Annotated in this window: 25 protein-coding genes; 13 read left to right on the top strand and 12 right to left on the bottom strand. The window is 64.2% G+C overall.

The window, feature by feature from the left end:
• The first annotated feature begins 2 nt into the window (after nt 1-2).
• A complete protein-coding gene (locus tag KVO92_RS15730; protein ID WP_217476487.1) occupies nt 3-1334 on the top strand; it encodes a DUF58 domain-containing protein in 1332 nt (443 codons plus the stop codon).
• Nucleotides 1335-1383: 49 nt separating this feature from the next.
• On the opposite strand, the gene KVO92_RS15725 is transcribed toward KVO92_RS15730, so the two are convergent.
• Genes KVO92_RS15725 through KVO92_RS15715 form a run of 3 tightly spaced genes read right to left on the bottom strand, consistent with a single transcriptional unit; the run spans nt 1384 to nt 2711 of the window.
• Complete coding sequence (locus KVO92_RS15725) at nt 1384-1818, bottom strand: PilZ domain-containing protein (protein WP_217476486.1); 435 nt, start codon at nt 1816-1818, stop codon at nt 1384-1386.
• Between the two features lie 48 nt (nt 1819-1866).
• Nucleotides 1867-2295 carry a DUF4124 domain-containing protein gene (locus KVO92_RS15720; RefSeq protein ID WP_254621451.1) on the bottom strand — a complete coding sequence of 143 codons (429 nt, stop codon included), beginning with the start codon at nt 2293-2295 and terminating at the stop codon, nt 1867-1869.
• Nucleotides 2296-2333: 38 nt separating this feature from the next.
• Nucleotides 2334-2711, bottom strand: coding sequence for a tetratricopeptide repeat protein (locus KVO92_RS15715; protein WP_217476485.1), 378 nt, complete (start codon nt 2709-2711; stop codon nt 2334-2336).
• 178 nt (nt 2712-2889) lie between these two features.
• Between KVO92_RS15715 and pyk the strand changes: the two genes are divergently transcribed.
• Nucleotides 2890-4341 carry a pyruvate kinase gene (gene pyk, locus KVO92_RS15710; RefSeq protein WP_217476484.1) on the top strand — a complete coding sequence of 484 codons (1452 nt, stop codon included), beginning with the start codon at nt 2890-2892 and terminating at the stop codon, nt 4339-4341.
• Between the two features lie 78 nt (nt 4342-4419).
• Here pyk and KVO92_RS15705 read toward each other — a convergent pair whose 3' ends face one another.
• Nucleotides 4420-5373, bottom strand: coding sequence for an iron-sulfur-binding ferredoxin reductase (locus KVO92_RS15705; RefSeq protein ID WP_217476483.1), 954 nt, complete (start codon nt 5371-5373; stop codon nt 4420-4422).
• The gene (locus KVO92_RS15700) at nt 5366-6496 is read right to left on the bottom strand and encodes a GGDEF domain-containing protein (protein WP_217476482.1); all 1131 of its coding nucleotides are present in this window, start codon (nt 6494-6496) and stop codon (nt 5366-5368) included. Before KVO92_RS15700 ends, KVO92_RS15705 begins: the two co-directional genes overlap by 8 nt.
• 345 nt (nt 6497-6841) lie before the next feature.
• Here KVO92_RS15700 and KVO92_RS15695 point away from each other — a divergent pair, with 345 nt between their 5' ends.
• Nucleotides 6842-8365: a fumarate hydratase gene (locus tag KVO92_RS15695; RefSeq protein ID WP_217476481.1), complete on the top strand. Its 1524-nt coding sequence runs from the start codon at nt 6842-6844 to the stop codon at nt 8363-8365.
• A 56-nt stretch (nt 8366-8421) separates the two neighbouring features.
• Here the strand turns inward: KVO92_RS15695 and KVO92_RS15690 are convergent, their stop codons facing one another.
• From KVO92_RS15690 to KVO92_RS15670, 5 genes are all read right to left on the bottom strand, one after another.
• Nucleotides 8422-9987 (bottom strand): methyl-accepting chemotaxis protein, encoded by a 1566-nt coding sequence (locus KVO92_RS15690; protein WP_217476480.1) that lies wholly within the window; start codon nt 9985-9987, stop codon nt 8422-8424.
• A 165-nt stretch (nt 9988-10152) separates the two neighbouring features.
• A complete protein-coding gene (locus KVO92_RS15685; protein ID WP_217476479.1) occupies nt 10153-10377 on the bottom strand; it encodes a VF530 family DNA-binding protein in 225 nt (74 codons plus the stop codon).
• 76 nt (nt 10378-10453) lie between these two features.
• A complete protein-coding gene (locus KVO92_RS15680; RefSeq protein ID WP_217476478.1) occupies nt 10454-11035 on the bottom strand; it encodes a DJ-1/PfpI family protein in 582 nt (193 codons plus the stop codon).
• A 49-nt stretch (nt 11036-11084) separates the two neighbouring features.
• A complete protein-coding gene (locus tag KVO92_RS15675; RefSeq protein ID WP_217477272.1) occupies nt 11085-12245 on the bottom strand; it encodes a phospholipase D-like domain-containing protein in 1161 nt (386 codons plus the stop codon).
• 190 nt (nt 12246-12435) lie between these two features.
• Nucleotides 12436-13341, bottom strand: a complete 906-nt coding sequence (locus tag KVO92_RS15670; RefSeq protein ID WP_217476477.1) for an acyl-CoA dehydrogenase — start codon at nt 13339-13341, stop codon at nt 12436-12438.
• A gap of 194 nt (nt 13342-13535) precedes the next feature.
• On the opposite strand from KVO92_RS15670, the gene olsB reads away from it, so the two are divergent.
• Genes olsB through KVO92_RS15655 form a run of 3 tightly spaced genes read left to right on the top strand, consistent with a single transcriptional unit; the run spans nt 13536 to nt 15684 of the window.
• Nucleotides 13536-14282, top strand: coding sequence for an L-ornithine N(alpha)-acyltransferase (gene olsB / locus KVO92_RS15665; protein ID WP_217476476.1), 747 nt, complete (start codon nt 13536-13538; stop codon nt 14280-14282).
• On the top strand, nt 14283-15053 hold the full coding sequence (locus KVO92_RS15660) for a lysophospholipid acyltransferase family protein (RefSeq protein ID WP_217476475.1): 771 nt from the start codon (nt 14283-14285) through the stop codon (nt 15051-15053).
• A gap of 37 nt (nt 15054-15090) precedes the next feature.
• On the top strand, nt 15091-15684 hold the full coding sequence (locus KVO92_RS15655; RefSeq protein WP_217476474.1) for an ACP phosphodiesterase: 594 nt from the start codon (nt 15091-15093) through the stop codon (nt 15682-15684).
• Nucleotides 15685-15707: 23 nt separating this feature from the next.
• Here the strand turns inward: KVO92_RS15655 and KVO92_RS15650 are convergent, their stop codons facing one another.
• Nucleotides 15708-16160, bottom strand: coding sequence for a flavodoxin (locus tag KVO92_RS15650; RefSeq protein ID WP_217476473.1), 453 nt, complete (start codon nt 16158-16160; stop codon nt 15708-15710).
• 217 nt (nt 16161-16377) lie between these two features.
• On the opposite strand from KVO92_RS15650, the gene KVO92_RS15645 reads away from it, so the two are divergent.
• From KVO92_RS15645 to folX, 3 genes are all read left to right on the top strand, one after another.
• Nucleotides 16378-17025, top strand: coding sequence for a PilZ domain-containing protein (locus KVO92_RS15645; RefSeq protein WP_217476472.1), 648 nt, complete (start codon nt 16378-16380; stop codon nt 17023-17025).
• 135 nt (nt 17026-17160) lie between these two features.
• Nucleotides 17161-17871 carry a dihydromonapterin reductase gene (gene folM / locus KVO92_RS15640; protein WP_217476471.1) on the top strand — a complete coding sequence of 237 codons (711 nt, stop codon included), beginning with the start codon at nt 17161-17163 and terminating at the stop codon, nt 17869-17871.
• A gap of 16 nt (nt 17872-17887) precedes the next feature.
• Nucleotides 17888-18262 carry a dihydroneopterin triphosphate 2'-epimerase gene (gene folX, locus KVO92_RS15635; protein WP_217476470.1) on the top strand — a complete coding sequence of 125 codons (375 nt, stop codon included), beginning with the start codon at nt 17888-17890 and terminating at the stop codon, nt 18260-18262.
• A gap of 8 nt (nt 18263-18270) precedes the next feature.
• Here folX and KVO92_RS15630 read toward each other — a convergent pair whose 3' ends face one another.
• The gene (locus tag KVO92_RS15630; RefSeq protein WP_217476469.1) at nt 18271-18642 is read right to left on the bottom strand and encodes a sensory rhodopsin transducer; all 372 of its coding nucleotides are present in this window, start codon (nt 18640-18642) and stop codon (nt 18271-18273) included.
• Nucleotides 18643-18792: 150 nt separating this feature from the next.
• Here KVO92_RS15630 and KVO92_RS15625 point away from each other — a divergent pair, with 150 nt between their 5' ends.
• The 4 genes from KVO92_RS15625 (at nt 18793) to KVO92_RS15610 (ending at nt 21048) form a co-directional block, all read left to right on the top strand.
• Nucleotides 18793-19086 carry a DUF1244 domain-containing protein gene (locus tag KVO92_RS15625; RefSeq protein ID WP_102853604.1) on the top strand — a complete coding sequence of 98 codons (294 nt, stop codon included), beginning with the start codon at nt 18793-18795 and terminating at the stop codon, nt 19084-19086.
• A complete protein-coding gene (locus KVO92_RS15620) occupies nt 19083-19442 on the top strand; it encodes a HopJ type III effector protein (protein WP_217476467.1) in 360 nt (119 codons plus the stop codon). The genes KVO92_RS15625 and KVO92_RS15620 overlap by 4 nt, the downstream gene beginning before the upstream one ends.
• 183 nt (nt 19443-19625) lie before the next feature.
• Nucleotides 19626-20384 carry a sulfate transporter CysZ gene (gene cysZ, locus KVO92_RS15615; protein WP_217476466.1) on the top strand — a complete coding sequence of 253 codons (759 nt, stop codon included), beginning with the start codon at nt 19626-19628 and terminating at the stop codon, nt 20382-20384.
• Between the two features lie 58 nt (nt 20385-20442).
• A complete protein-coding gene (locus KVO92_RS15610) occupies nt 20443-21048 on the top strand; it encodes a flavodoxin family protein (protein ID WP_217476465.1) in 606 nt (201 codons plus the stop codon).
• Nucleotides 21049-21112: the final 64 nt, after the last annotated feature.

Here is a 21112-nt window from a genome sequence, read left to right as displayed (position 1 = left end):
CGATGACTCCGTCACGGCGATCGATCGTCGCGTTGGTGGCGCTGCTGGGCTTGGCCTTGGCCCTCGGCGTGCTGTCGGCGCTGGGCCATCCCCTGCCCGACGCCGTCCATGCGGCCTGGTGGGGCCTGTTGCTGTGCCTGGGAGCGCTGGCCGCCATCGATGCGGTTGCAGTACACCGCTTGCCCTCGCCCAGCCTGCAGCGCGTCCTGAACGGCTATCTGGCGTTGGGACGCTGGCACGAGGTGCAGCTGCAGATTTCCGCGCAACCCGGCAACGGGCTGCGGTTGGATGTGTTCGACCATGCGCCATCCGCCCTGTCGCTCGTGCATCTGCCGCAGCGCCTCACGCTCGGCGCCGGTCACGTCGGCACGCTTCGCTATCGGGTGTGCCCCCGGCGACGCGGCCACTATCGGTTCGAGCAATGCGAGATAGGGCTGTATGGCCCGCTGGGCTTGTGGCGCCAACGCCGGCTGCTGCCGCTGGCGTCGCAGACTCGCGTGTACCCCGACTTCACACGGCTGCACGGCGCATCGCTGATGGCGGTCGACAGCTGGCTGGGGCGCCTGGGCGTTCGGCAACAGCCGCGCCGCGGTCTTGGCCTGGAATTCCATCAGCTGCGCGAGTTCCGCGAAGGCGACACGCTGCGACAGATCGACTGGAAGGCGACCGCACGCAAACACCTGCCCATCGCTCGCGAATACCAGGACGACCGTGACCAGCAGATCCTGCTGATGCTCGACTGCGGGCGGCGGATGCGCAGCATGGATGGCACGCGCTCGCACTTCGACCACGCACTCGATGCCAGCCTGTTGTTGGCCTACGTCGCCCTGCGCCAAGGCGATGCGCTGGGCTTCTGCAGCTTCGCCAGCGAGCAACCACGCTTCCTGGCACCGGCCAAAGGCCCGGCGCAGCTGAACCTGTTGCTCAACGGCGTCTACGACCTGATCAATACCCGCCAGCCTGCCGATTTCACACGGGCCGCCGCCGAGGTCCTGACGCGGCAGAAACGCCGGGCGCTGGTGGTGATACTGAGCAACCTGCGCGACGAAGATGACGAAGACCTGCTCGCCGCTGTCCGCCTGCTCGCCAGCCGACACCGGGTGTTGCTGGTAAGCTTGCGCGAACCGGTACTCGACGTGCTACGCCAGCATCCCGTGGTCAGTCGTCAGGAAGCACTGGATTACTGCGGGACGCTGAACTATCTGACGGCCCGCGAGCGTCTGCATGATCGCCTGCGCGCGCGCGGGGTGCCGGTACTCGATGCCCTGCCCCAGGCGCTGGGTCCGGCGTTGATCAGCCGCTACCTGGCCTGGAAGAAAAACGGGACCTTGTAGCGCATCGCCAACGTCGCCTGGCTCGGGCGCTACCGGAAGGGACAGCCTGTCAGGTACCGAGGCAACGGTTCTGGTCGGCCGCATGACTGGGCGGTAGGTCAGTCATCGGCAAACGGGCAGGAGGAATGTTCGACGTCGGCCGGAAGCTGAAGTAATGATGCAGGGCATCGATCATCAGACGGATGTCGCCGGGGGGCGTAATCAGCACGAAGCCCGAATCGAAACTGCCCGGCGTGACGTCCTCGCGTGACCAGCGGCAAATCGCACTGAAGTCGATAAAGCGCAGCTGGCCATGCTTGCCCGGTATTTTCAGCCGCATCTCGAAGCGCGCATCGATCATCATCGGATAGGGACTGATCAGCATCAGCCCCGTTTCAGACAGGTTGCCGATGAAGCCCAGCGGCTTGTCGGTGTATCGATTGAAGACATTGAGGTAATACGGCAACTGGTGCCGCTGGATACTGCGTTGGTTGAGCATGTTCATGGTTCCGGGCCTGCCGCCATTCTAGTCAATGCGCCCGATGCCGGCCGCTCAGCTGCAGTGTTGACTGATACGACTGGCCAACTGCCGGCGCGCCGCCCCTATTTCCTCATCACTGTAGTAGACGCGCTCACCCTTTGCATCGGCACGAAAGTAGCGCCCGCCATGTGACAGCTGCGCCATTTGCTCACGCAGCTGGCGGCAGGCCTGTTCGCGCTGAGCCTGCCGGGCGCTGGCCGCCTCATCGGCCGCCTGCTGCTCCTGCCGACGCGCTTCGAAGAAGCGTTCGGTGCGCGCCTGTCGTTCGCGCGTCGCCTCATCGCGTTCGACGACCTGCGGCCGAACCTCGACCTGCTCGGCGCCCGGCCTTGGGCGGGCATCGAAATGCACGTTACCCTCGGGATCGACCCAGCGATAGATCTCGGCCAGCGCCGGAGACGAGGCCAACAGGGCAGCAACGAGTATCGGTGTAATGCGCATGGGGTCCTTCCCATCGGTCCGTCGGTGACGGGCTCGCTTCAAGGTTTGACGGCGTGGGTGACCACCCGCTCTTCTGGCTGATAGTGCCCCAACTGACGCAACGTCTCCAGCCTGGCGCTGCCGCGATAGGCATATTCGCTGGCCGGATAGCGGGTCTGGATGAAGCGATAGGTTTGTGCCGCGTCGACGAACAATCCCTGGCGCTCCAGACACTGCCCGCGCAGCAGGGAGATTTCCGGCTGGACGTTGTCGCGTGGGCGGCTGGCGCGCTCGGCCTGCGACAGCGCCAGCATGACCCGCTCGCAGTCACCCTCCTGATAGTGCTGGTAGGCACTGTCCAGGTGTCGATCGAGTGCATTTCGGCTGCTGCAGCCTACGCTGAGTGTGGCCAGGCAAATTATGACAAGGGTACGCATGAGTGGATCCTCCGTTGCCGACTTATCGACCACGGTGAGAAAAACTGCAGGCCGTTCGGCGCGCCAGCGCACGTCGTGGCGTCCCAAATGTTGGCGTCAAAGAGTAGTGCAAGCCAACAATGACTACAGCCGCGCAGCGTAGTAGCCTCCCGGCCATTCTGAAAATAGGAGCATTTGAATGATCTCGCGCCGTACCAAAATCGTCGCCACCCTGGGTCCTGCCAGCAGTTCGCCCGAGGTGTTGGAGAAAATGATTCTCGCCGGCCTCGACGTCGCGCGCCTGAATTTTTCCCACGGCACGCCCGATGAGCACCGCGCACGGGCAAAACTGGTACGGGATACCGCGGCCAAGCACGGTCGCTTCGTCGCGCTGCTAGGCGACCTGCAGGGCCCGAAGATCCGCATCGCCAAGTTCACCGACAAGCGCATCGAGCTGGCTGAAGGCGACAGCTTTCGCTTCTCCGTGACCCATCCCCGCGATGCCGGTACGCAGGAAGTAGTCGGCATCGACTACCCGGATCTGGTCAAGGACTGCAGCGTGGGCGACGAACTGCTGCTCGATGATGGCCGCGTGGTCATGCGGGTCGACAGCACCACCGCCGACGAGCTGCACTGCACCGTACTGATCGGCGGGCCGCTGTCGGACCACAAGGGCATCAATCGCCGCGGTGGCGGGCTCACCGCACCGGCGCTGACCGCCAAGGACAAGGCCGACATCAAACTGGCCGCCGACATGGACTTGGATTACCTCGCCGTTTCCTTCCCGCGCGATGCCGCGGACATGGAGCTGGCCCGCCGCCTGCGTGACGAAGCGGGCTCGACTGCCTGGCTGATCGCCAAGATCGAACGGGCCGAAGCGGTCGCCGACGACGAAGCGCTGGACGGCCTGATCCAGGCGAGCGACGGCGTAATGGTCGCGCGCGGCGATCTTGGCGTTGAAATCGGCGATGCCGAACTGGTGGGTATTCAGAAAAAGATCATTCTGCACGCGCGCCGCAACAACAAGATCGTGATCACCGCGACGCAGATGATGGAGTCGATGATTCAGAACCCGATGCCGACTCGCGCCGAGGTGTCCGATGTAGCCAATGCCGTGCTGGACTACACCGATGCGGTGATGCTGTCGGCCGAAAGCGCGGCTGGCGAATACCCGGTCGAGGCGATCAAGGCGATGGCGCGGGTCTGCTGCGGTGCCGAGAAGCACCCGACCAGCATCAAATCCGGTCATCGTCTCGGTCAGCGTTTCGAGCGCAGCGATGAAAGCACCGCGCTGGCGGCGATGTACACCGCCAACCATTTCCCCGGCGTGAAGGCGATCATCAGCCTGACCGAAAGCGGCTACACCCCACTGATCATGTCGCGCATCCGCTCGTCGGTACCGATCTTCGCCTATTCGCCCCACCGCGAAACCCAGGCTCGGGTCGCCATGTTCCGTGGCGTGCAGACCATTCCCTTCGACCCGGCGGCACTGCCGGCAGACAAGGTCAGTCAGGCGGCGGTGGACGAGTTGCTCAAGCGCAACGTGGTGAGCGTCGGCGACTGGGTGATTCTGACCAAGGGCGACACCTACCACGGCACCGGCGGCACCAACACCATGAAGATCCTGCGCGTCGGCGATTCGCTGACCTGATACGCCTGGGTCGGTCGGCACGGCTCGCCAGAGCCTGCCATTGGCCGGCCAGCGCCCATGCGCTGGCCGGCCTCATTATCAGCGCGGCGGCGCGGTCTCGACCTGGCGCACCAGGAAGACATCACAGAGCACCTGACCTCTGGGTAGGCCCGCCATGAACAGCCGCTTGGCGCAGGCGTCGACGAACGCACTGGCGCCACAAATCAACGCAACTTCCTGACGCGATGCGATCCGCAGCGATTGCAGGCGATCGTGTGTCTGCTGCCGATCGATCCGCTCCACACTCAGATTCGGATGCCGCTCGGCCAGTTGATCGAGCGAAGCCCGCAGGTAAGACTCACCTCGACAGAAATGCAGCAGCCGAACGGGCCCGGCATGGCCTTGTCGCAGCGCTTCGCGCAATACGCCCCAGAGCGGCGCGAGTCCCGTGCCGGCAGCCAGCAGTAACAGCGGCCTTGTTTGCCAGTCGGGCTCGTAGCGCAAGGCGCTGTCGTGCAGCTGCCCAAGGCCCAGTTGATCGCCGACGGCCAGCTTGCGCGCCCTATCGCTGAAGGCACCGGGTCGGCCGCAGTCGATCTGGAATTCGAGCCAGGCGTCCTCGCCGGGGAGGCTCGCCAACGAATAGGGCCGTGCGACCCCCTCGTCGGTCCATAACAGTACGGATTGGCCTGCGCGGTAACGCAAGGGCCGCTCCGGAACCAGCCTCAGCCGGAGGACCTGCCCATCGAGCCAATCGAGTGCCTGTACCCGCGCCGACAAACCGTCTCGCCGCGGATCGTACAGCGCAACATTGAGGTCCTCGGTGACGGTGCACTGGCAGGCAAGCCGCCACCCCTTCGCGCGCAGCTCGGCATCGAGCGCCTCGGGGCGCGCGTCGGCAGGAGCGCCTTGCACGCAGCGCACCAGGCAGGCCTGGCAGCTACCCGCCCGGCAGCTGTACGGCACGCGCAGCCCGGCGTCATTAAGCGCATCGAGCAGATTGCGGCCCGCACTGACCGTCCAGCGGCGGTCCTCGACCGTCAGTTCAGGCACTGGCGGTCATCCAGCTGGCCTCGCAGCGGTTGCGACCGTTCTTCTTGGCGCGATAGAGCGCCTCGTCCGCACGCTGCAAGGACTCGTCCAGGTCATCGCCCGCCTCGAGCAGGGTCAGCCCTACCGACAGGCTCAACTGCCCCGCCTGGAGCTGCACGTCCAACGGCTGGGCATTGGCGAAGGCCTCGCGCAGGCGCTCGCAGCAAGCGCTGAACTGCTCGGCATCGGTGCTGGGCAACAACAGCACGAACTCTTCACCGCCGTAGCGGGCCAGCACATCGTCGTCGCGCAGACAGGAACGCGCCACGGATGCGAACGTCTGCAGGACCCTGTCGCCGGTGGCGTGCCCGTATTGGTCATTGATCCGTTTGAAGTAATCGAGGTCGATCAGGGCGAGGCCCGACCGGTGTCCGGTCCGCAAGCGGCTCAGTTCGGCCTCGGCACGGCGCAGGAAGTGGCGACGGTTGTACAGCCCGGTCAGCTCGTCGGTGGACGCCAGGTCTTCGAGCTGCCGCATCATGCCGCGCAATGTTTCCTGATGCGCCTGCAAGGCGAAACGACGCTGACGCATGCGCTGGCGCAACGTATAGACGTAACCGACGAACAGACACATCCAGATCAGCGTGACCAACAGTACGCCGGCCTCCAGCAAAGCGGCCTGCGGATCTTTCAGCGCGCCCAGATAGGCGTCGGCCAGCGACATCCCGACGAAGCTCAGAAACGCGAGCACGGCGTAGCGCATGAATACCCGAGGCGGCAGGAATACGGCGAACATCAGCGCCAGCACATAGAGCACCAGCAACGAGCCACGGTTATCGCCGAGATTGAATAGAAAATAGGTCAACCAGACCAGCGCAACCAGCACCTGTGGCTCCGTCAGGCTCGGGTCGCGAAAGCGCAGGTTATAGCCTCGGTAGAAGACCCAGCAGAAGACCAGCTGAGTGGCCAGGATCATCGCCGAGGCGAAAATGGCCGTGTCGATCGATGCCTGATAAAAGCCACCGGCGACGGTGACCCAGATCAGCAGCAATGCCAGGCCGTAGGTTCCGGCCGCCATTGCGAAGCGTTTGGTGACGAGCTGCTGAAGCGCCTGCTGATCGCTCTGTTCACGAGTCACGCGCATGGAATCCGTTCCCATAATGGCATTTCGATGTACTGTACGCCGGCCACCTGTAAAAGCCTATAAGCCGTACGCCGCGTGTCCAGACGAGCGTCCGATGGTCCCGAGAGTGGCGGTTTTGTCACCCTGTACCGCTCTTGCTCGCTGATCGGTGACGTTGTGGCCGTCAGCCGCGCCACCGCGCCCCACTGCCCTATCGCCAAGCCAGTTGCCCTTCGCATCCCTTCCACCTTGGTCCGTCTGTGCCCCCTGTCGCGCAGCGGGTTATACTGCCGCGCCTTTTTTACCTGAGCGCGTCGGCCACGTTCCCACGCGCCTCGTCTCCGCCCCGCCAAGAGGACGCGCTGCATGACCGTGATCAAGCAAGACGATCTGATACAAAGCGTTGCCGACGCTTTGCAGTTCATTTCCTACTACCACCCCGTCGACTTCATCCAGGCCATGCACGAGGCCTACCTGCGCGAAGAGTCGCCAGCCGCGCGCGATTCCATGGCGCAGATCCTGATCAACTCACGCATGTGTGCCACCGGTCATCGGCCGATCTGCCAGGACACCGGCATCGTTACCGTATTCGTGCGGGTAGGCATGGACGTGCGCTGGGACGGCGCCACCATGAGCCTGGACGACATGATCAACGAGGGTGTTCGCCGCGCGTACAACCTGCCGGAGAACGTGCTGCGTGCTTCGATCCTGGCCGACCCGGCAGGTTCCCGCAAGAACACCAAAGACAACACGCCGGCGGTCATCCACTACTCCATCGTGCCCGGTGACAAGGTCGAGGTGGATGTCGCGGCCAAGGGCGGCGGCTCCGAGAACAAGTCGAAAATGGCCATGCTCAACCCTTCCGACTCCATCGTCGACTGGGTCCTGAAGACCGTTCCGACCATGGGCGCCGGCTGGTGCCCGCCAGGCATGCTCGGCATCGGTATCGGCGGCACCGCCGAGAAGGCCGCGGTGATGGCCAAGGAAGTCCTGATGGAATCCATCGACATCCACGAGCTGAAGGCCCGCGGTCCGCAGAACCGCATCGAAGAGCTGCGCCTGGAGCTGTTCGAGAAGGTCAACCAGCTGGGCATCGGCGCCCAGGGCCTCGGCGGCCTGACTACCGTGCTCGACGTCAAGATCATGGATTACCCGACCCATGCGGCCTCGCTGCCGGTGTGCATGATTCCCAACTGCGCAGCCACCCGCCACGCACACTTCGTGCTGGACGGCTCGGGACCTGCCGAACTGACCCCGCCGCCGCTGGATGCCTACCCGGAAATCGTCTGGGAAGCCGGCCCGAGCGCGCGTCGCGTCAACCTCGACACCATTACCCCCGAAGAGGTTCAGAGCTGGAAGCCGGGCGAAACCGTCCTGCTCAACGGCAAGATGCTCACCGGCCGCGACGCCGCGCACAAGCGCATGGTCGACATGCTGAACAAGGGCGAAGAGCTGCCGGTGGACCTCAAGGGTCGCTTCATCTACTACGTCGGACCGGTCGATCCGGTCGGTGACGAAGTGGTGGGCCCGGCCGGTCCGACCACCGCCACGCGCATGGACAAGTTCACCCGTCAGATCCTCGAGCAGACCGGCCTGCTGGGCATGATCGGTAAATCCGAGCGCGGCCCGATCGCCATCGACGCAATCAAGGACAACAAGGCCGTCTACCTGATGGCGGTCGGCGGTGCGGCCTATCTGGTCGCCCAGGCGATCAAGAAGTCCAAGGTGCTGGCCTTCGCTGAACTGGGTATGGAGGCCATTTACGAGTTCGAGGTCAAGGACATGCCGGTCACCGTCGCCGTCGATACCAACGGCGAGTCGGTCCACATCACCGGCCCTGCGGTCTGGCAGCAGAAGATCGCCGAAAGCCTGGCGGTCGAAGTGCAGTAACCAACCGCCAATGCAAAAAAGCCCGGCCTTGAGCCGGGCTTTTTTATGCCGCGTGATCAGCGATTGAAACGTTCGACCAGCGCCCGCAGACCACGTGCCGCACCTTCGAGTTCGCGCCCACGCTGCATGGTGCGCTCCGCCTTGCTGGCATTGCTGTCTGTGCTCCCGGCGATACGCGTAATCTGCTGAGCGATATCCTCTGCCACATGCGCCTGCTCCTCGGCGGCGGCGGCCATCTGCTGGCTCATGTTGGTGATGCGGCTGACCGCCTCGCGAATCCCCTCCAGCGCCTGCTGCGTCTCGATGACCTGGGCCAGGCCCTGCGCAGCCTCCCGGTCGCCAACCTGAGCGATGCTCACCGCCTCGTCGGCCTTGCGGGTCAGCGACTCGATGATGGTCTGGATCTGCTGCGTCGAATCACGCGTCTTGCTGGCCAGCGCGCGCACCTCGTCCGCCACCACGGCGAAGCCCCGTCCCTGTTCGCCGGCACGCGCCGCTTCGATGGCGGCGTTGAGCGCCAGCAGGTTGGTCTGTTCGGCAATACTCTGGATCATTCCGGCGGCGGCCATGATCTGCTGGGTCTCGCCGGCCAGTTCATTTACCGCACTGCCAATGTTGCCGACGGTGCTGGCGAGCATCTCCATGGCTTTGCGTGAACGTTCGGCCACCCGGTCGCCATCATTGGCCAGTGCGTTGGCGGTGGTCGCCTCTTCTGCGGTCTGCTGAACGTGAGCGGCCACTTCTCCGATCGAGGCGGTCATCTCGGTGACAGCCGTGGCCGTCATGTCGGTTTCACCGCGCTGCTGGCGCAGATCGTTTTCCGTCTGGCTGGCCAACTGGAAGGTATCCGCCGAAGCGCTCTGCACCTGCACGGCGAGATCGGACAACCGCGTCAGGGCGGTGCGCAAGCGAGCATCCTCGCTGATCAGGGCCATTGCCAGCCGGGCGGCATTCCCGTGCTGGTGCGTATAGGTGAGCGCGACCACCGGATCGCTAAACGCGTTTGGCACGCTTTGCAGTATCTGCGCCATCTGCCTTTCAGTAGCCATGTGACAGCCAAGCCCCAGCGCCAGAAACAGGCCGACGATCGCAACGATCGCCGCTGCGGGCGGCAGCCAGAGCACACTGACGCTGGCCAGCAGAGCGCCAGCCAGCGGCAGCGACAGGGCACGCATATGGCCCATGGCTCGGCGCCCCACGGAGAGCGCCGGGCGCCCTTCCCGTAGCCGCGCATAGAGGGCCGTGGCACGGGTTACCTGTTCTGCGGTTGGCTTGACCCGGACAGACTCGAAACCGGTCAGCGTGCCGTTGTCGAGAATCGGCGTGACATAGGCGCTGACCCAATAGAAGTCACCGTTCTTGCAGCGGTTCTTGACCACCCCCATCCAGCTCTTTCCCGCCTTCAGTTGGCCCCACATGGCCTGAAAGACCGCCGGCGGCATGTCGGGGTGACGCACCAGGTTGTGCGGGCTGCCGATCAGCTCGTTGCGCGCATACCCGCTTATAGCGACGAACTCATCGTTGCAGTAAACGATCTTGCCGTGCGTATCGGTGGCAGAGATCAGCCGCTGGTGTTCAGGAAAGCTACGTTCTGTGTTGCTGACCGGTCCGTTGTTTCTCATTGTTTTTGATCTCCCTGAGACCGCTTCGTTTCCAGACTGACCCGTCAGCGCAACGAATCATTCAGTAACAGGATCGGCATGATTCAGCGAACTTGAGTCGCGGGGAGATCTTTTTTTCTGAGTGCGGATAAACGGTCCTTCGCTAACGACGACCAGCTGCCGGACCTAGCGCTGTGCAGCGCTGCGCAGCTGTACGTACAGCGCCTCGACCTTGGCCCGCGCCCAGGGCGTCTTGCGCAGGAAGGTCAGGCTCGATTTGATGCTGGGATCGCACTTGAAGCAGCGAATATCGACCCGCTCGGCCAGGCCGTCCCAGCCGAAATGGGCCTCGAGTTCGACGAGGATGTCGTGCAGCGTGACGCCGTGCAGGGGATCTTTTGCCTGGTTCATGGGTGTCTCGACAGATGAGCGCCGCGTGGCCAACGAAAAGGCCCGCCAGTAGCGGGCCTGTGAACGCTACGCCATGTTACAGGCTGATGCGCGTACCGAGCAGTTCGAGAAACGCCGCCAGCCACGCCGGATGCGCCGGCCATGCCGGAGCGGTCACCAGATTGCCCTGGGTATGAGCCTGATCCACAGGTATATCGACATATTCACCGCCGGCCAACCGCACTTCCGGCGCGCAGGCAGGGTATGCACTACAGCCGCGGCCCTGGAGAATCCCCGCCGCCGCCAGCAGCTGCGCACCATGGCACACCGCGGCAATCGGCTTTTGCGCCTCGCCGAACGCCTTGACCAGGCTTAGCACCTGCTCATTGAGGCGCAAGTACTCCGGCGAGCGGCCGCCGGGCACGACCAGCGCGTCATAATCCTCGGCCCGCACCGCGGCGAAGTCGAAGTTCAGGGCGAAGTTATGACCCGGCTTCTCGCTGTAGGTCTGATCACCCTCGAAATCATGGATCGCGGTACGCACCGTATCGCCCGCCTTCTTGTCCGGACAGACCGCATGCACGGTGTGCCCGACCATCTGCAGTGCCTGAAACGGCACCATGGTTTCGTAATCTTCAACATAGTCGCCGACCAGCATCAGGATCTTCTTCGCAGCCATCGAAACACGCTCCCAGTCAGGTGAAGGTTTGCAGCGCCCGGGCCGTGCCTCAGCCGCTGCGGTTGAATATGTTGATCACGAGGCGATCGAGCAAGCCCCACATGCGCTGATAGACGCGCTGGCTGAGCGGACGCGCGTGCCACTGCTCGAGGTCGATTTCCAGGCTGCGGGAGAAATCATGCTCGAAGCTGGCGACCACAGACTCGCTGAACGGCGTGTCGACCGCTTCCAGATTGGCCTCCAGGTTCCAGCGCAGGTTCCAGTGATCGAAGTTGCATGAACCGATACTGACCCAGTCATCGACCAGCACCATTTTCATGTGCAGGAAGTGTGGCTGATATTCATGAATCCGCACGCCCGCCCGGAGCAGCCTTGGGTAATAGCGCTGTCCGGCATAGCGCACCGCGGGGTGATCGGTATTACGGCTGGTCAGCAACAGCTGCACATCGACGCCTCGACGTGCCGCGCGCATCAATTCGCGGCGTACCCGACCGGTCGGCAGGAAATAAGGCGTGGCCAGCCAGATCCGGCGCTGTGCGTGTCGCAGGTTGCGCAACAGGCTATGCAGAATGTCTCGATGCTGCCGCGCCGCTGAATAGGCGACCCGCCCCATGCCCGTGTCGAGCGAGGGGTTGGCCGGCACCCTCGGCTGCCGCTGCGGTAACGGCAGTTGCCAGATCCGCCGCTTCAGGCACAACGCCCATTGCACATCGAACAGTCGCCGCCAGTCGTCGAGCAACGGGCCGGCAATTTCGACCATCACTTCGTGCCAGTGCTCGTCCGGGTTGTCAGGATTCCAGAACTCATCCGTTGCGCCAGCGCCGCCGACGAAGCAATGCCGGTCGTCGATCAGGATCAGCTTGCGATGATCGCGGTGCAGGTTGCGAAATTTCAGGCGCAGTTTCAGCGGGTTGTACTGGCGAAAATCGATCCCGGCATCGCTCAGACGCTGACGCGCTTTCTGCCCCAGTTTCAGGCAACCAAAGCCATCGAACAGGCAACGCACCCGCACCCCGCGTTCGGCTGCCGCCACCAGCGCGTCGAACAAACGCTCCACGCAGCGGCCATCCTCTACCAGGTAAAGCTCGACATCCACCCGACGCTCGGCCGCCTCGATACTCGCCAGGATGCGCGGGAAGAACGTCGGCCCGTCGGTCAACAGCTGGAAGCGGTTGCCGTCGCGCCACGGGAACACCTCCCCCGCCAGCATCATGGTCGAAGGCTCCGCACGACTGCGGCGCACCAAGCAAGCGTAGCGATACAGCTGAGAGACATTGAAATCCTTGTCTGAGAAAGGGTCAGGACGTCGCCGATCAGGCACTCGACAATCGTCCCGTGCCATTGCGGCACGCCTGCTATAGGCGCCTCGGACGACGAGGAGTTCCCGATGGCGCCACGGTTCACGGCGTCGGGTCAGCCAACGGCGTCAGCCCCAAGGTCGCCGCGGCCTGGGCCAGCCGCCTGGCCTGGGCACCCCGAGCCAGTTGCAGCACGCCACGATCACGTTGCCACAAGCCTAACCACTGCGGCGGGCCAGCCGCCAGCGCAGCATCGAGCCCAGGGCCAAGCGCCGCCAATTGCTGGCTCAACGCGGCCAGCAACAGATGCGTGGCGGGGTCCGCGGGAGGCAGGCGTGACACCTCGGCCGCGCCAGCCAATATGCCCAACAGCTGCAGTTGCAAGCCCTGCGGCCAGGCGCACTCGCGTCCCACGCCATATAGCCAGCCGACCAGGGCCGCCATCACATACAGATCCTCCAGCGTGCGGAACGGTTTGACGTAATCGTCCCAGCCATCCCCCGTCAGCCGCTGGCAGTGCGCATGCACCAACCGCAAGCGTCCGTGGGGCACGTCCGGCAGCAGCGGCAGTGGCGGTCCAGGCTCGAGGTGCACACCCACCTCGTCGCAACGGACCATGCACAGGCTCAGACGCGGGCGCTCGCCGGGCGGCTCGTCGCGCGCAGACACCAGCAACCAGCTCGCGGTTGTACCGCCGGTGACGAAGTCCTTGTGGCCGGTCAGCTGCGCGCCCTCCAATCGCGTCAGCATGTCGGCTGGGCGCAACTTGCGGTCTTCCGTTGTGCACAGCGCGCCGAGCCCCTCGGGCGCATCGGGCCAGAGCCGCCGCAATGCCGCCTGATAACCGGCGACGAACGCCAACCCGGGCGTTTCTGCCAGCCGGCCGCCGAGCACCGCCAGCTCGAACAGGTCACCCTCGCACTGAGCCTGCAGCGCCGCAAACCAGTCATCCAGCGCAAGCCGTGACGGCAGACGGTGCAGCGGGCCAATCAGTTCGTGCCAAGACATCGCTCTCACTCCTTGGGGTCAACAGCGCCAGATGGCCAATGGCAAGCATCGTCATCCAAGCATCATCGATTGGTAACCGCCGTGACACGGCCTCTGCCTAGCCTGATTCGGCATCACTGTTCGACGGCGCCTCAACCATAGCAACCAAGCGCTGCGTTTGCAGCGCCGAGCCAAGGCTGACCAAGGAGACAGGCATGACCACCCTCGATTTCCCTCGTACCTCCCGCCGCCTACAGGCAGAGCGTCTCCATGGGCAGGCGGCCTTGCTCGATGCCCAAACACTGCGCTACCAGGTGTTCAGCAGTGAATTCGGCGCGCAGCTGAACGGCGCCGAAGCGGGCCTCGACCACGATGAGTTCGATGCTTATTGCAGCCATATCGGCGTGCGTGATCTCGACAACGGCATGCTGGTCGCCACCACGCGGCTGCTCGACAGTCACGCCGCACGCTCGCTCGGGCGCTTTTACAGCGAAGGGGAATTCAGCCTCCACGGGCTGGCGGAACTAAGCGCGCCGATTCTCGAAATCGGCCGCACCTGTGTGCACCCCGGCTACCGAAACGGTGCGACCATCGCCGTGCTCTGGAGCGCACTGGCGGACGCCCTCAACCAAGGCGGTTATCGCTACCTGATGGGGTGCGCGAGCATTCCCATGCGCGACGGTGGCATCCAGGCCCAGGCCATCATGCAGCGGCTACGCGAGCGATACATGAGCACCGACTTGCTGCAGGCCAAGCCGAAGCATCCGCTGCCCGCGCTGGAGTCGCCGGGCAACGTCATCGCGCAACCGCCGCCCTTGCTCAAGGCGTATCTGCGGCTCGGCGCGAAGATCTGCGGCGAACCCTGCTGGGATCCCGATTTCCAGGTTGCCGATGTCTTCATATTGCTCAAGCGCGACGAGCTCTGCCCTCGCTATGCCCGGCACTTCAAGGCCGCCGTCTAGATGAGCAGGCTGCGGTTGTATGCACGACTGGCCCGTCTGAGCGGCGTCATTGCACTCGGCGCTTGCCTGGCCAGCAGCCTGAGGATCGGTGCGCTGGCCGGCGCCACGCCGTCCGCCGCCACGCGCCACCGGCTGTGCCGCTGGTTTCTTGCGCGTCTGGCGGGCGCTCTTCCCTTCGAGCTCCGGCTGTCCGGGCAGTGCCCCGATCGACCAATGCTCTGGCTGGCCAATCACGTGTCCTGGACGGACATTCCGCTGATCGGCATGCTCCAGCCGATGGCTTTTCTGGCCAAGTCCGACGTGCGCCGCTGGCCGCTGCTCGGTTGGCTGGCCGCCGAAGCGGGCACCCAATTCATCCGCCGAGGCGGTGGTGACAGTGCCGTGCTGAACCGGCAACTCGGCGCGGCGCTGCAAGAGCGCGGCACACTGCTGATCTTTCCCGAGGGCACCACCACGGATGGCACGACCTTGCGCCCGTTCCACAGCCGCTTGCTGTCCTCCGCCATCGAGACCGGCACGCCGATCCAACCCGTTGCGATCCGTTACTGGCGCAACGGTGAGGCCGACGCCCAGGCCCCCTTCGTCGGCGACGATGACCTGCTTACCCATCTGTTCAGGCTGCTGAGCACCGACATCGCCCAGGTGGATATTCAGCTACTGCCACCGATCGACAGTCGCGCAATGGCACGCAACTCACTCGGTCGCGCCTGCCACAAGGCGATCGCCGAGGCGCTGTACGGCGCCGTCGCCGAGGTACCCGACGCGGCGTGATGCACCCCGGGCCAGGCGGCGCTGCTAGACTGCTCCCATGAACTATCTCGCACACTTGCATCTCGGCGGCCCGCAGTCCGGCGCACTGCTCGGCAGCCTGTACGGCGACTTTGTAAAAGGCCCGCTGCAAGGGCGTTGGCCCGCACAGATCGAAGCCGGCATTCGCCTGCACCGTCAGATTGATGCCTTTACCGACAGCCATCCGCTGGTGTTGCAGGCCAAGGCGCGCTTTCCCAATGAGCGGCGCCGCTACGCCGGCATTCTGATCGACCTGTTTTTTGACCATTGCCTGGCCGCGCACTGGCACGACTATGCCGACGAGCCGCTGGATGAGTTCACGGCGCGGGTCTATCGGGTACTGCGCGAGGAGGCCGAGCTACCGGGCAAGCTGGCGGTGATCGCGCCGCGCATGGCCGCCCAGGACTGGCTCGGCAGTTATCGCGAGTTTAGCGTGATGGAGCAGGTCGTGGCCGGCATGAGCCGCCGTCTGTCACGCCCCGAAGGGCTCGCCGGCGGGGTCCGTGAGCTGGAGCGCCTGTACCGGCCGCTGCAGCAGGACTTCCGTGCGTTCTACCCGCAGCTGCAGGCATTCGCCCGGCAAGCGGCTGACGGGCCAGCCGGGTCGCGCTAGAAGCCCGCACGACGTTTAGCGCATCAGCGGCGCAGGGCCGCGGCGAAGCCTTCCAGCCAAGGTTCGGCGTCACGCTCGGGGGTCACCGTCTCGCTCGCATCGAGGCGCAGCATCTCTTGCACTTCCTGGACGCCAAGTTCGGCAAACAACTCACGCACCAGCTCGCCGGCTGCACAGAAGGTGTCGCCGTAGCTGGCATCGCCTAGCGCAATGACGCCACCGGGTAAGCCCTGCCAGGCCGGAAACTGGTCGCGAATGGCCGAGTACAGCGGGACGAAATTGTCAGGCAGCTCGCCCATGCCGGTGGTGGCGGTGACCACCAGCAACGCCTGCGGGGCGAAATCGATAACCTGCGCCAACTGCGCACGTGGATCATGCCAGGCCTCGAAACCTGCTGCCTTCAGGTGCGTGGCGGCGTGGCGGGCAACATCTTCGGCTGTGCCGTAGACCGTACCGGAGAGGATGGCAACTTTCATGGTGGGCTCCGCTGCGAATGGAAGCGGAACATTATGCCGCATTCGGTCCCTCCGGCTGGCGCTGGGAGCTCTATTCTTACATCGGTGCGTCTGGTTGCAACTTGTCGCGCAACGCGTTGTCGCAAGGCGGTCCTGCAGAGGATCTCGCGGGTGCCTGACGGGCGCGCGGAGCGAGGCATGGGCAGGCCAGTCCTGCTGCCCTGGAGAGGGAATCGTGATGCCGAACAAGTCCATTCTGACCAGCACCGAGCTGGCGTATATCAACGACCTTCTCACGAGTTCGTCCGCGGAAACCGGCCAGACGCCGGGCGGTTTTCGTGTGGACGGCGGCGACAAGGCGAACAGCCTGCTGTTACGCCTGGCCGCCAAGGCCAAGCTGACCTTCGAAGCGGAGTTCGACGACTATTGCATGTCGTTCCCCTTACAGCTTGGCAAGGACGAGTTCCAGACCGTTCGGCTGCAACTCGCCCCGCCGACCATTTACGAGCGCGGACCGGTCGTTCGGGCGTGGCGGCTGCCGCTAGACGAGCCCCTGCCGCTGCTCTCCGACAACGGCCACGAGACCGCGCTCAGCGTTCATGAACTGTCGCCCAATGGCCTTCTGGTCGACGTCGGGAAGAAGCGCAAGGCGCCCAAGCACCTGCACCTGCACTTGGCGCTCCCCGGAGAGGTCGCGCTGGAGATCGATGCCCACCGAGTCCGCGATGCCAAGGATGGGCTGACGGCCTATGAGGTCGAATACCCGCAACATCGCGACGCCGAGCGCATCCGTTCCTACCTGTACGAGCAGCACCAGCGGTTGCATCCGGAGCTGCAACCGGAGCTGCCGACCGAGGTATTCAGCGAAACCCCCGAGCACTCCTAGCGGCTCGCCTCCTGGGTCATTATGTTGTCCGACAGCGGCAGGCGGTGTCGGCGTGATGCCGTCAGGTGCCTGGTGTAAGCTGGCGCATCACCCGCGCCTCCCGACGCGGCCTCTTCCAGCGACTCAGTGACGACCATGACCCAGCCAGTGGCCCCGATCCTGATCACCGGCGCCAGCCAACGCATCGGCCTGCATTGCGCCGAGCGTCTGCTCGATGAAGGGCAGCCAGTGATCATCAGCTACCGCACCCCCAGGCCCAGCCTCGAGCGGCTGCGCGACCGTGGCGCCGTCACGCTGCAGGCCGACTTTTCCGGTGCGGCGGGCATCCATGCCTTCATTGCGGCGCTCAAGCAACAGACGCAGGCCTTGCGTGCCATCGTTCACAACGCATCGGACTGGCACGTCGAGACGCCAGGCCAGGAGGCCGAGGTGTTTCAGCGCATGTTCGAGGTGCACATGCTCGCCCCCTACCTGATCAATCTCCAGTGCGCTGACCTGCTACACCATGGCGGTCCGGCCGATATCATCCATATCAGCGACGACGTGACCCGCGTCGGTAGCAAGAAGCACATCGCCTACGCGGCAAGCAAAGCCGGCCTGGACAACCTCACGCTGTCGTTCGCCGCCAGCCTCGCACCGGCCATCAAGGTCAACGGCATCGCTCCGGCCCTGATACAGTTCAATCCGGACGATGATGCCCAATACCGACGCAAGGCCTTGGCCAAATCCGCACTGGGCATCGAGCCCGGCGCCGAAGTGATCTACCAGAGCCTGCGTTATCTGCTCGATAATCCCTACGTCACCGGCACCACCCTGGCGGTCAACGGTGGCCGTCACCTGATCTGATACGCGAAGGAACAACATGCCTCGACTGGAACCCGCCATGGCGCGCATCCGCGTCAAAGACTTGCGACTGCGTACCTTCATCGGCATCAAGGAGGAAGAGATCCTCAACAAACAGGATGTTCTGATCAATCTGACGATGCTCTACCCGGCCGCCGACGCCGTACGCGACAACGACATCGAACACGCCTTGAACTACCGCACCATCACCAAGGCCATCATTCGTCACGTCGAAGACAACCGCTTCGCCCTGCTCGAGCGCCTCACCCAGGAAATCCTCGATCTGGTCATGGCGCACCCTCAGGTGCGCTACGCCGAGGTCGAAGTGGACAAGCCCCACGCCCTGCGCTTCGCCGAGTCGGTATCGATCACGCTGGCCGCACACCGGGACTGAGCAGCCGCTTAATCGCTGCCGTAGGCCAATGTGGTCATCAGCGCGCGCTCACCGCGGCGGGCGTCCAAGCGGGTGTGCTGGATGACCACCGGAACGCTGGAAACGAACACGCTTGCGTAATCGGTCTCCCGCGGAACCGTCTCGGGCGCGCGCAGATCGTCGAACCGTAAGTGCAAGGTGCGCCGTGCGGGCACCCGAACCTCGTACGGCCCGGCCGGCTCGCGATCGGCGAAATACAGCGTCAGGTCGATCACTGCTTCCACCGGCCCGGCATTGAGAATGCAGGCCGTCTCATGGCTGCGCAGCGCCGGGTCATCAGGTACGGGGCCCGGCGCGGGCAGGTAACCCTCGGCAATTACCCAGTGTTTTTTCCCGATCACATCCGTTCTCCTCTGTTACCGGACGGCCGGCTGGCCATCCTTACCAGCGGAGGCACAGGAGCCGGCTAAAGTTCCCCCGCCACTCTCTGGCCCAGTGCATCGGTCAAGGTTATGATCCCGTCCACGTCTGCATTGCCGAGACCTGAGAACATGAACGATCAAGAACGCACCGAACTCGAAGCCGCCGCCTTCCGCCGCCTGGTCCAGCATCTGCGCAGCCGCCCCGATGCACAGAACATCGACCTGATGAATCTGGCGGGCTTCTGCAGAAACTGTCTGTCGAAGTGGTACAAAGCCGCTGCCGATGACCTGGACATCGAGGTCAGCATCGACGAGGCGCGCGAAGAGGTTTACGGCATGCCCTACGCCGAATGGAAAAAGCGCTATCAGAAGGAAGCGACGCCTGAGCAGCAGGCCGCATTCGACAAGAGCCAGAAACCATGACCGATATCAGGGAATTCCGCGCCCGGCTGCGCAACCGCAACCATCCGTTCAGCGACACATTGGCGTTCATCGCCAGCGCCTATGACTACCAGCCGAGTCGCTTCTTCAACGGCAACGTGGAAAACGCCGCAGGCGAAAACGAAGGCTCGTGCAAGACCCTCGGGCTCGCGGTGCTGGAAGGGTTCAGCACCGAGGAAGCGTTGCTGGCCTTCGGTGAGCATTACCAATCCGTGCTGGAAAACCCCAGCGGGACCGACCACCGCAACATTCGCGCCCTGATGGAAACAGGGCTGCCCGGCGTACGCTTCGACCAGCAACCACTGCGGCGCAAGCCAATCAGCTTCGACAGCAAATGAAACAGTGCAGGCCCTGACGCCAGCCGGAGTCGATACCCCGGCTGGCCCAGCGACAACCGCATCTGCCATCGCCCCTCACACCCTCGTGGACCGGAACAGACGCCATCCTGGCGCGCCACAGTCGGGCTCGCCCGCTCAACCAGAACCGGCAAGGTCTGGACCGGTTCCTCCGGAGTTCGTCACATGCCCATCGCTGCCCTTTCCGGCCCGCAGTACCTGCGTGAAGGCCTGAAGCTCATTCTGAGCCCTGGCTTACGGCTGTTCGTGATCCTGCCGCTGACGGTCAATCTGCTGCTGTTCGCCGGCCTCATCTATTTCGCGCTACGCCAATTCGGCGGCTGGGTCGATGCCTTCATGCCGAGCCTGCCCGAGTGGCTGATGTTCCTCGAATACATCCTCTGGCCGCTGTTCGTGGTGCTGGTGCTGCTGATGGTGTTCTTCACCTTCACCCTGCTCGCCAACATCATCGCGGCCCCTTTCAATGGCTTCCTCGCCGAGAAGGTGGAAACCGTCGCGCGCGGCGAAGACAGCGCCCCGCCCTTCAGCTGGAGCGAGCTGCTGGCCATGCTGCCACGAACCCTGGGCCGCGAAGCGCGCAAGCTGGCCTATTTCGCGCCGCGAGCGCTGGCCCTGCTGATCCTCTCGTTCATTCCGGTGGTCAACCTCGTCGCAGCGCCACTCTGGTTGGTGTTCGGGGTCTGGATGATGGCCGTGCAGTACATCGACTATCCGGCGGACAACAACAAGATGAGCTGGACCGAAATGATGGTCTGGCTGCGTCAACGCCGCTGGCGCAGCTTGAGCTTTGGCGCAGTGACCTATGCCGCACTGCTTGTGCCGGGGCTGAACCTGTTGATCATGCCGGCCGCCGTGGCCGGTGCGACCCTGTTCTGGGTGCATGAAGGCGGAAAGACGCAGAGGATGCCAGCGGCCCGTCAGTGAACCGCGAAGGCCGACGCTGTCTAGATCCGAACACCCTCGGATTGAAGGAGATTCGCACATGGCCCTTCGCGCATTGGCTATCAACTGCACGCTCAAATCCTCCCCAACCCCCTCGTCTTGTGGCTTGCTGTTGAGCCAGGCCGAACATGAGCTGGAGAAACTCGGCGTTACCTGCGAGCAGATACGCGCAGTGGACTTCAACATCAAACCCGGGGTGACCTCTGACGAAGGGCCTGGCGATGACTGGCCGGCGATCCGAGAAAAAGTCCTCGCCGCCGATATCCTGCTGCTCGGCACGCCCATCTGGTTGGGGCATCCGGCCAGCGTGTGTCAGCGCGTGCTCGAACGACTCGATGCATTTCTTGGCGAAACGGACGACCAGCAACGCATGGTGTCTTACGGAAGGGTCGCCTGCGTGGCCGTGGTCGGCAACGAGGATGGCGCTCACCATGTGGTGGCGGAGCTGTTTCAAGGGCTCAATGACGTAGGCTTCAGCATCCCAGCCAATGGCTGTACCTACTGGGTGGGACCGGCAATGGGCTCGACCGACTACAAGGATGTAGAGGACCCCGGCGAGAAGATCGCCCAGACCAACGCGATGCTGGCACGCAACGCGGTGCATCTGGCGACCCTGCTCAAACAGTCCGGTTATCCCGGCGCCTGATCGTACCGCCCGATCTGCGCGGTGGACGTCGACCTCGCAAGCGGCGGCTCGGCCGAAGCCGGCC

This window comes from Stutzerimonas stutzeri (assembly GCF_019090095.1).
Lineage (GTDB): Bacteria > Pseudomonadota > Gammaproteobacteria > Pseudomonadales > Pseudomonadaceae > Stutzerimonas > Stutzerimonas stutzeri_AN.
This window is presented reverse-complemented; position numbering and strand designations above follow the sequence as displayed.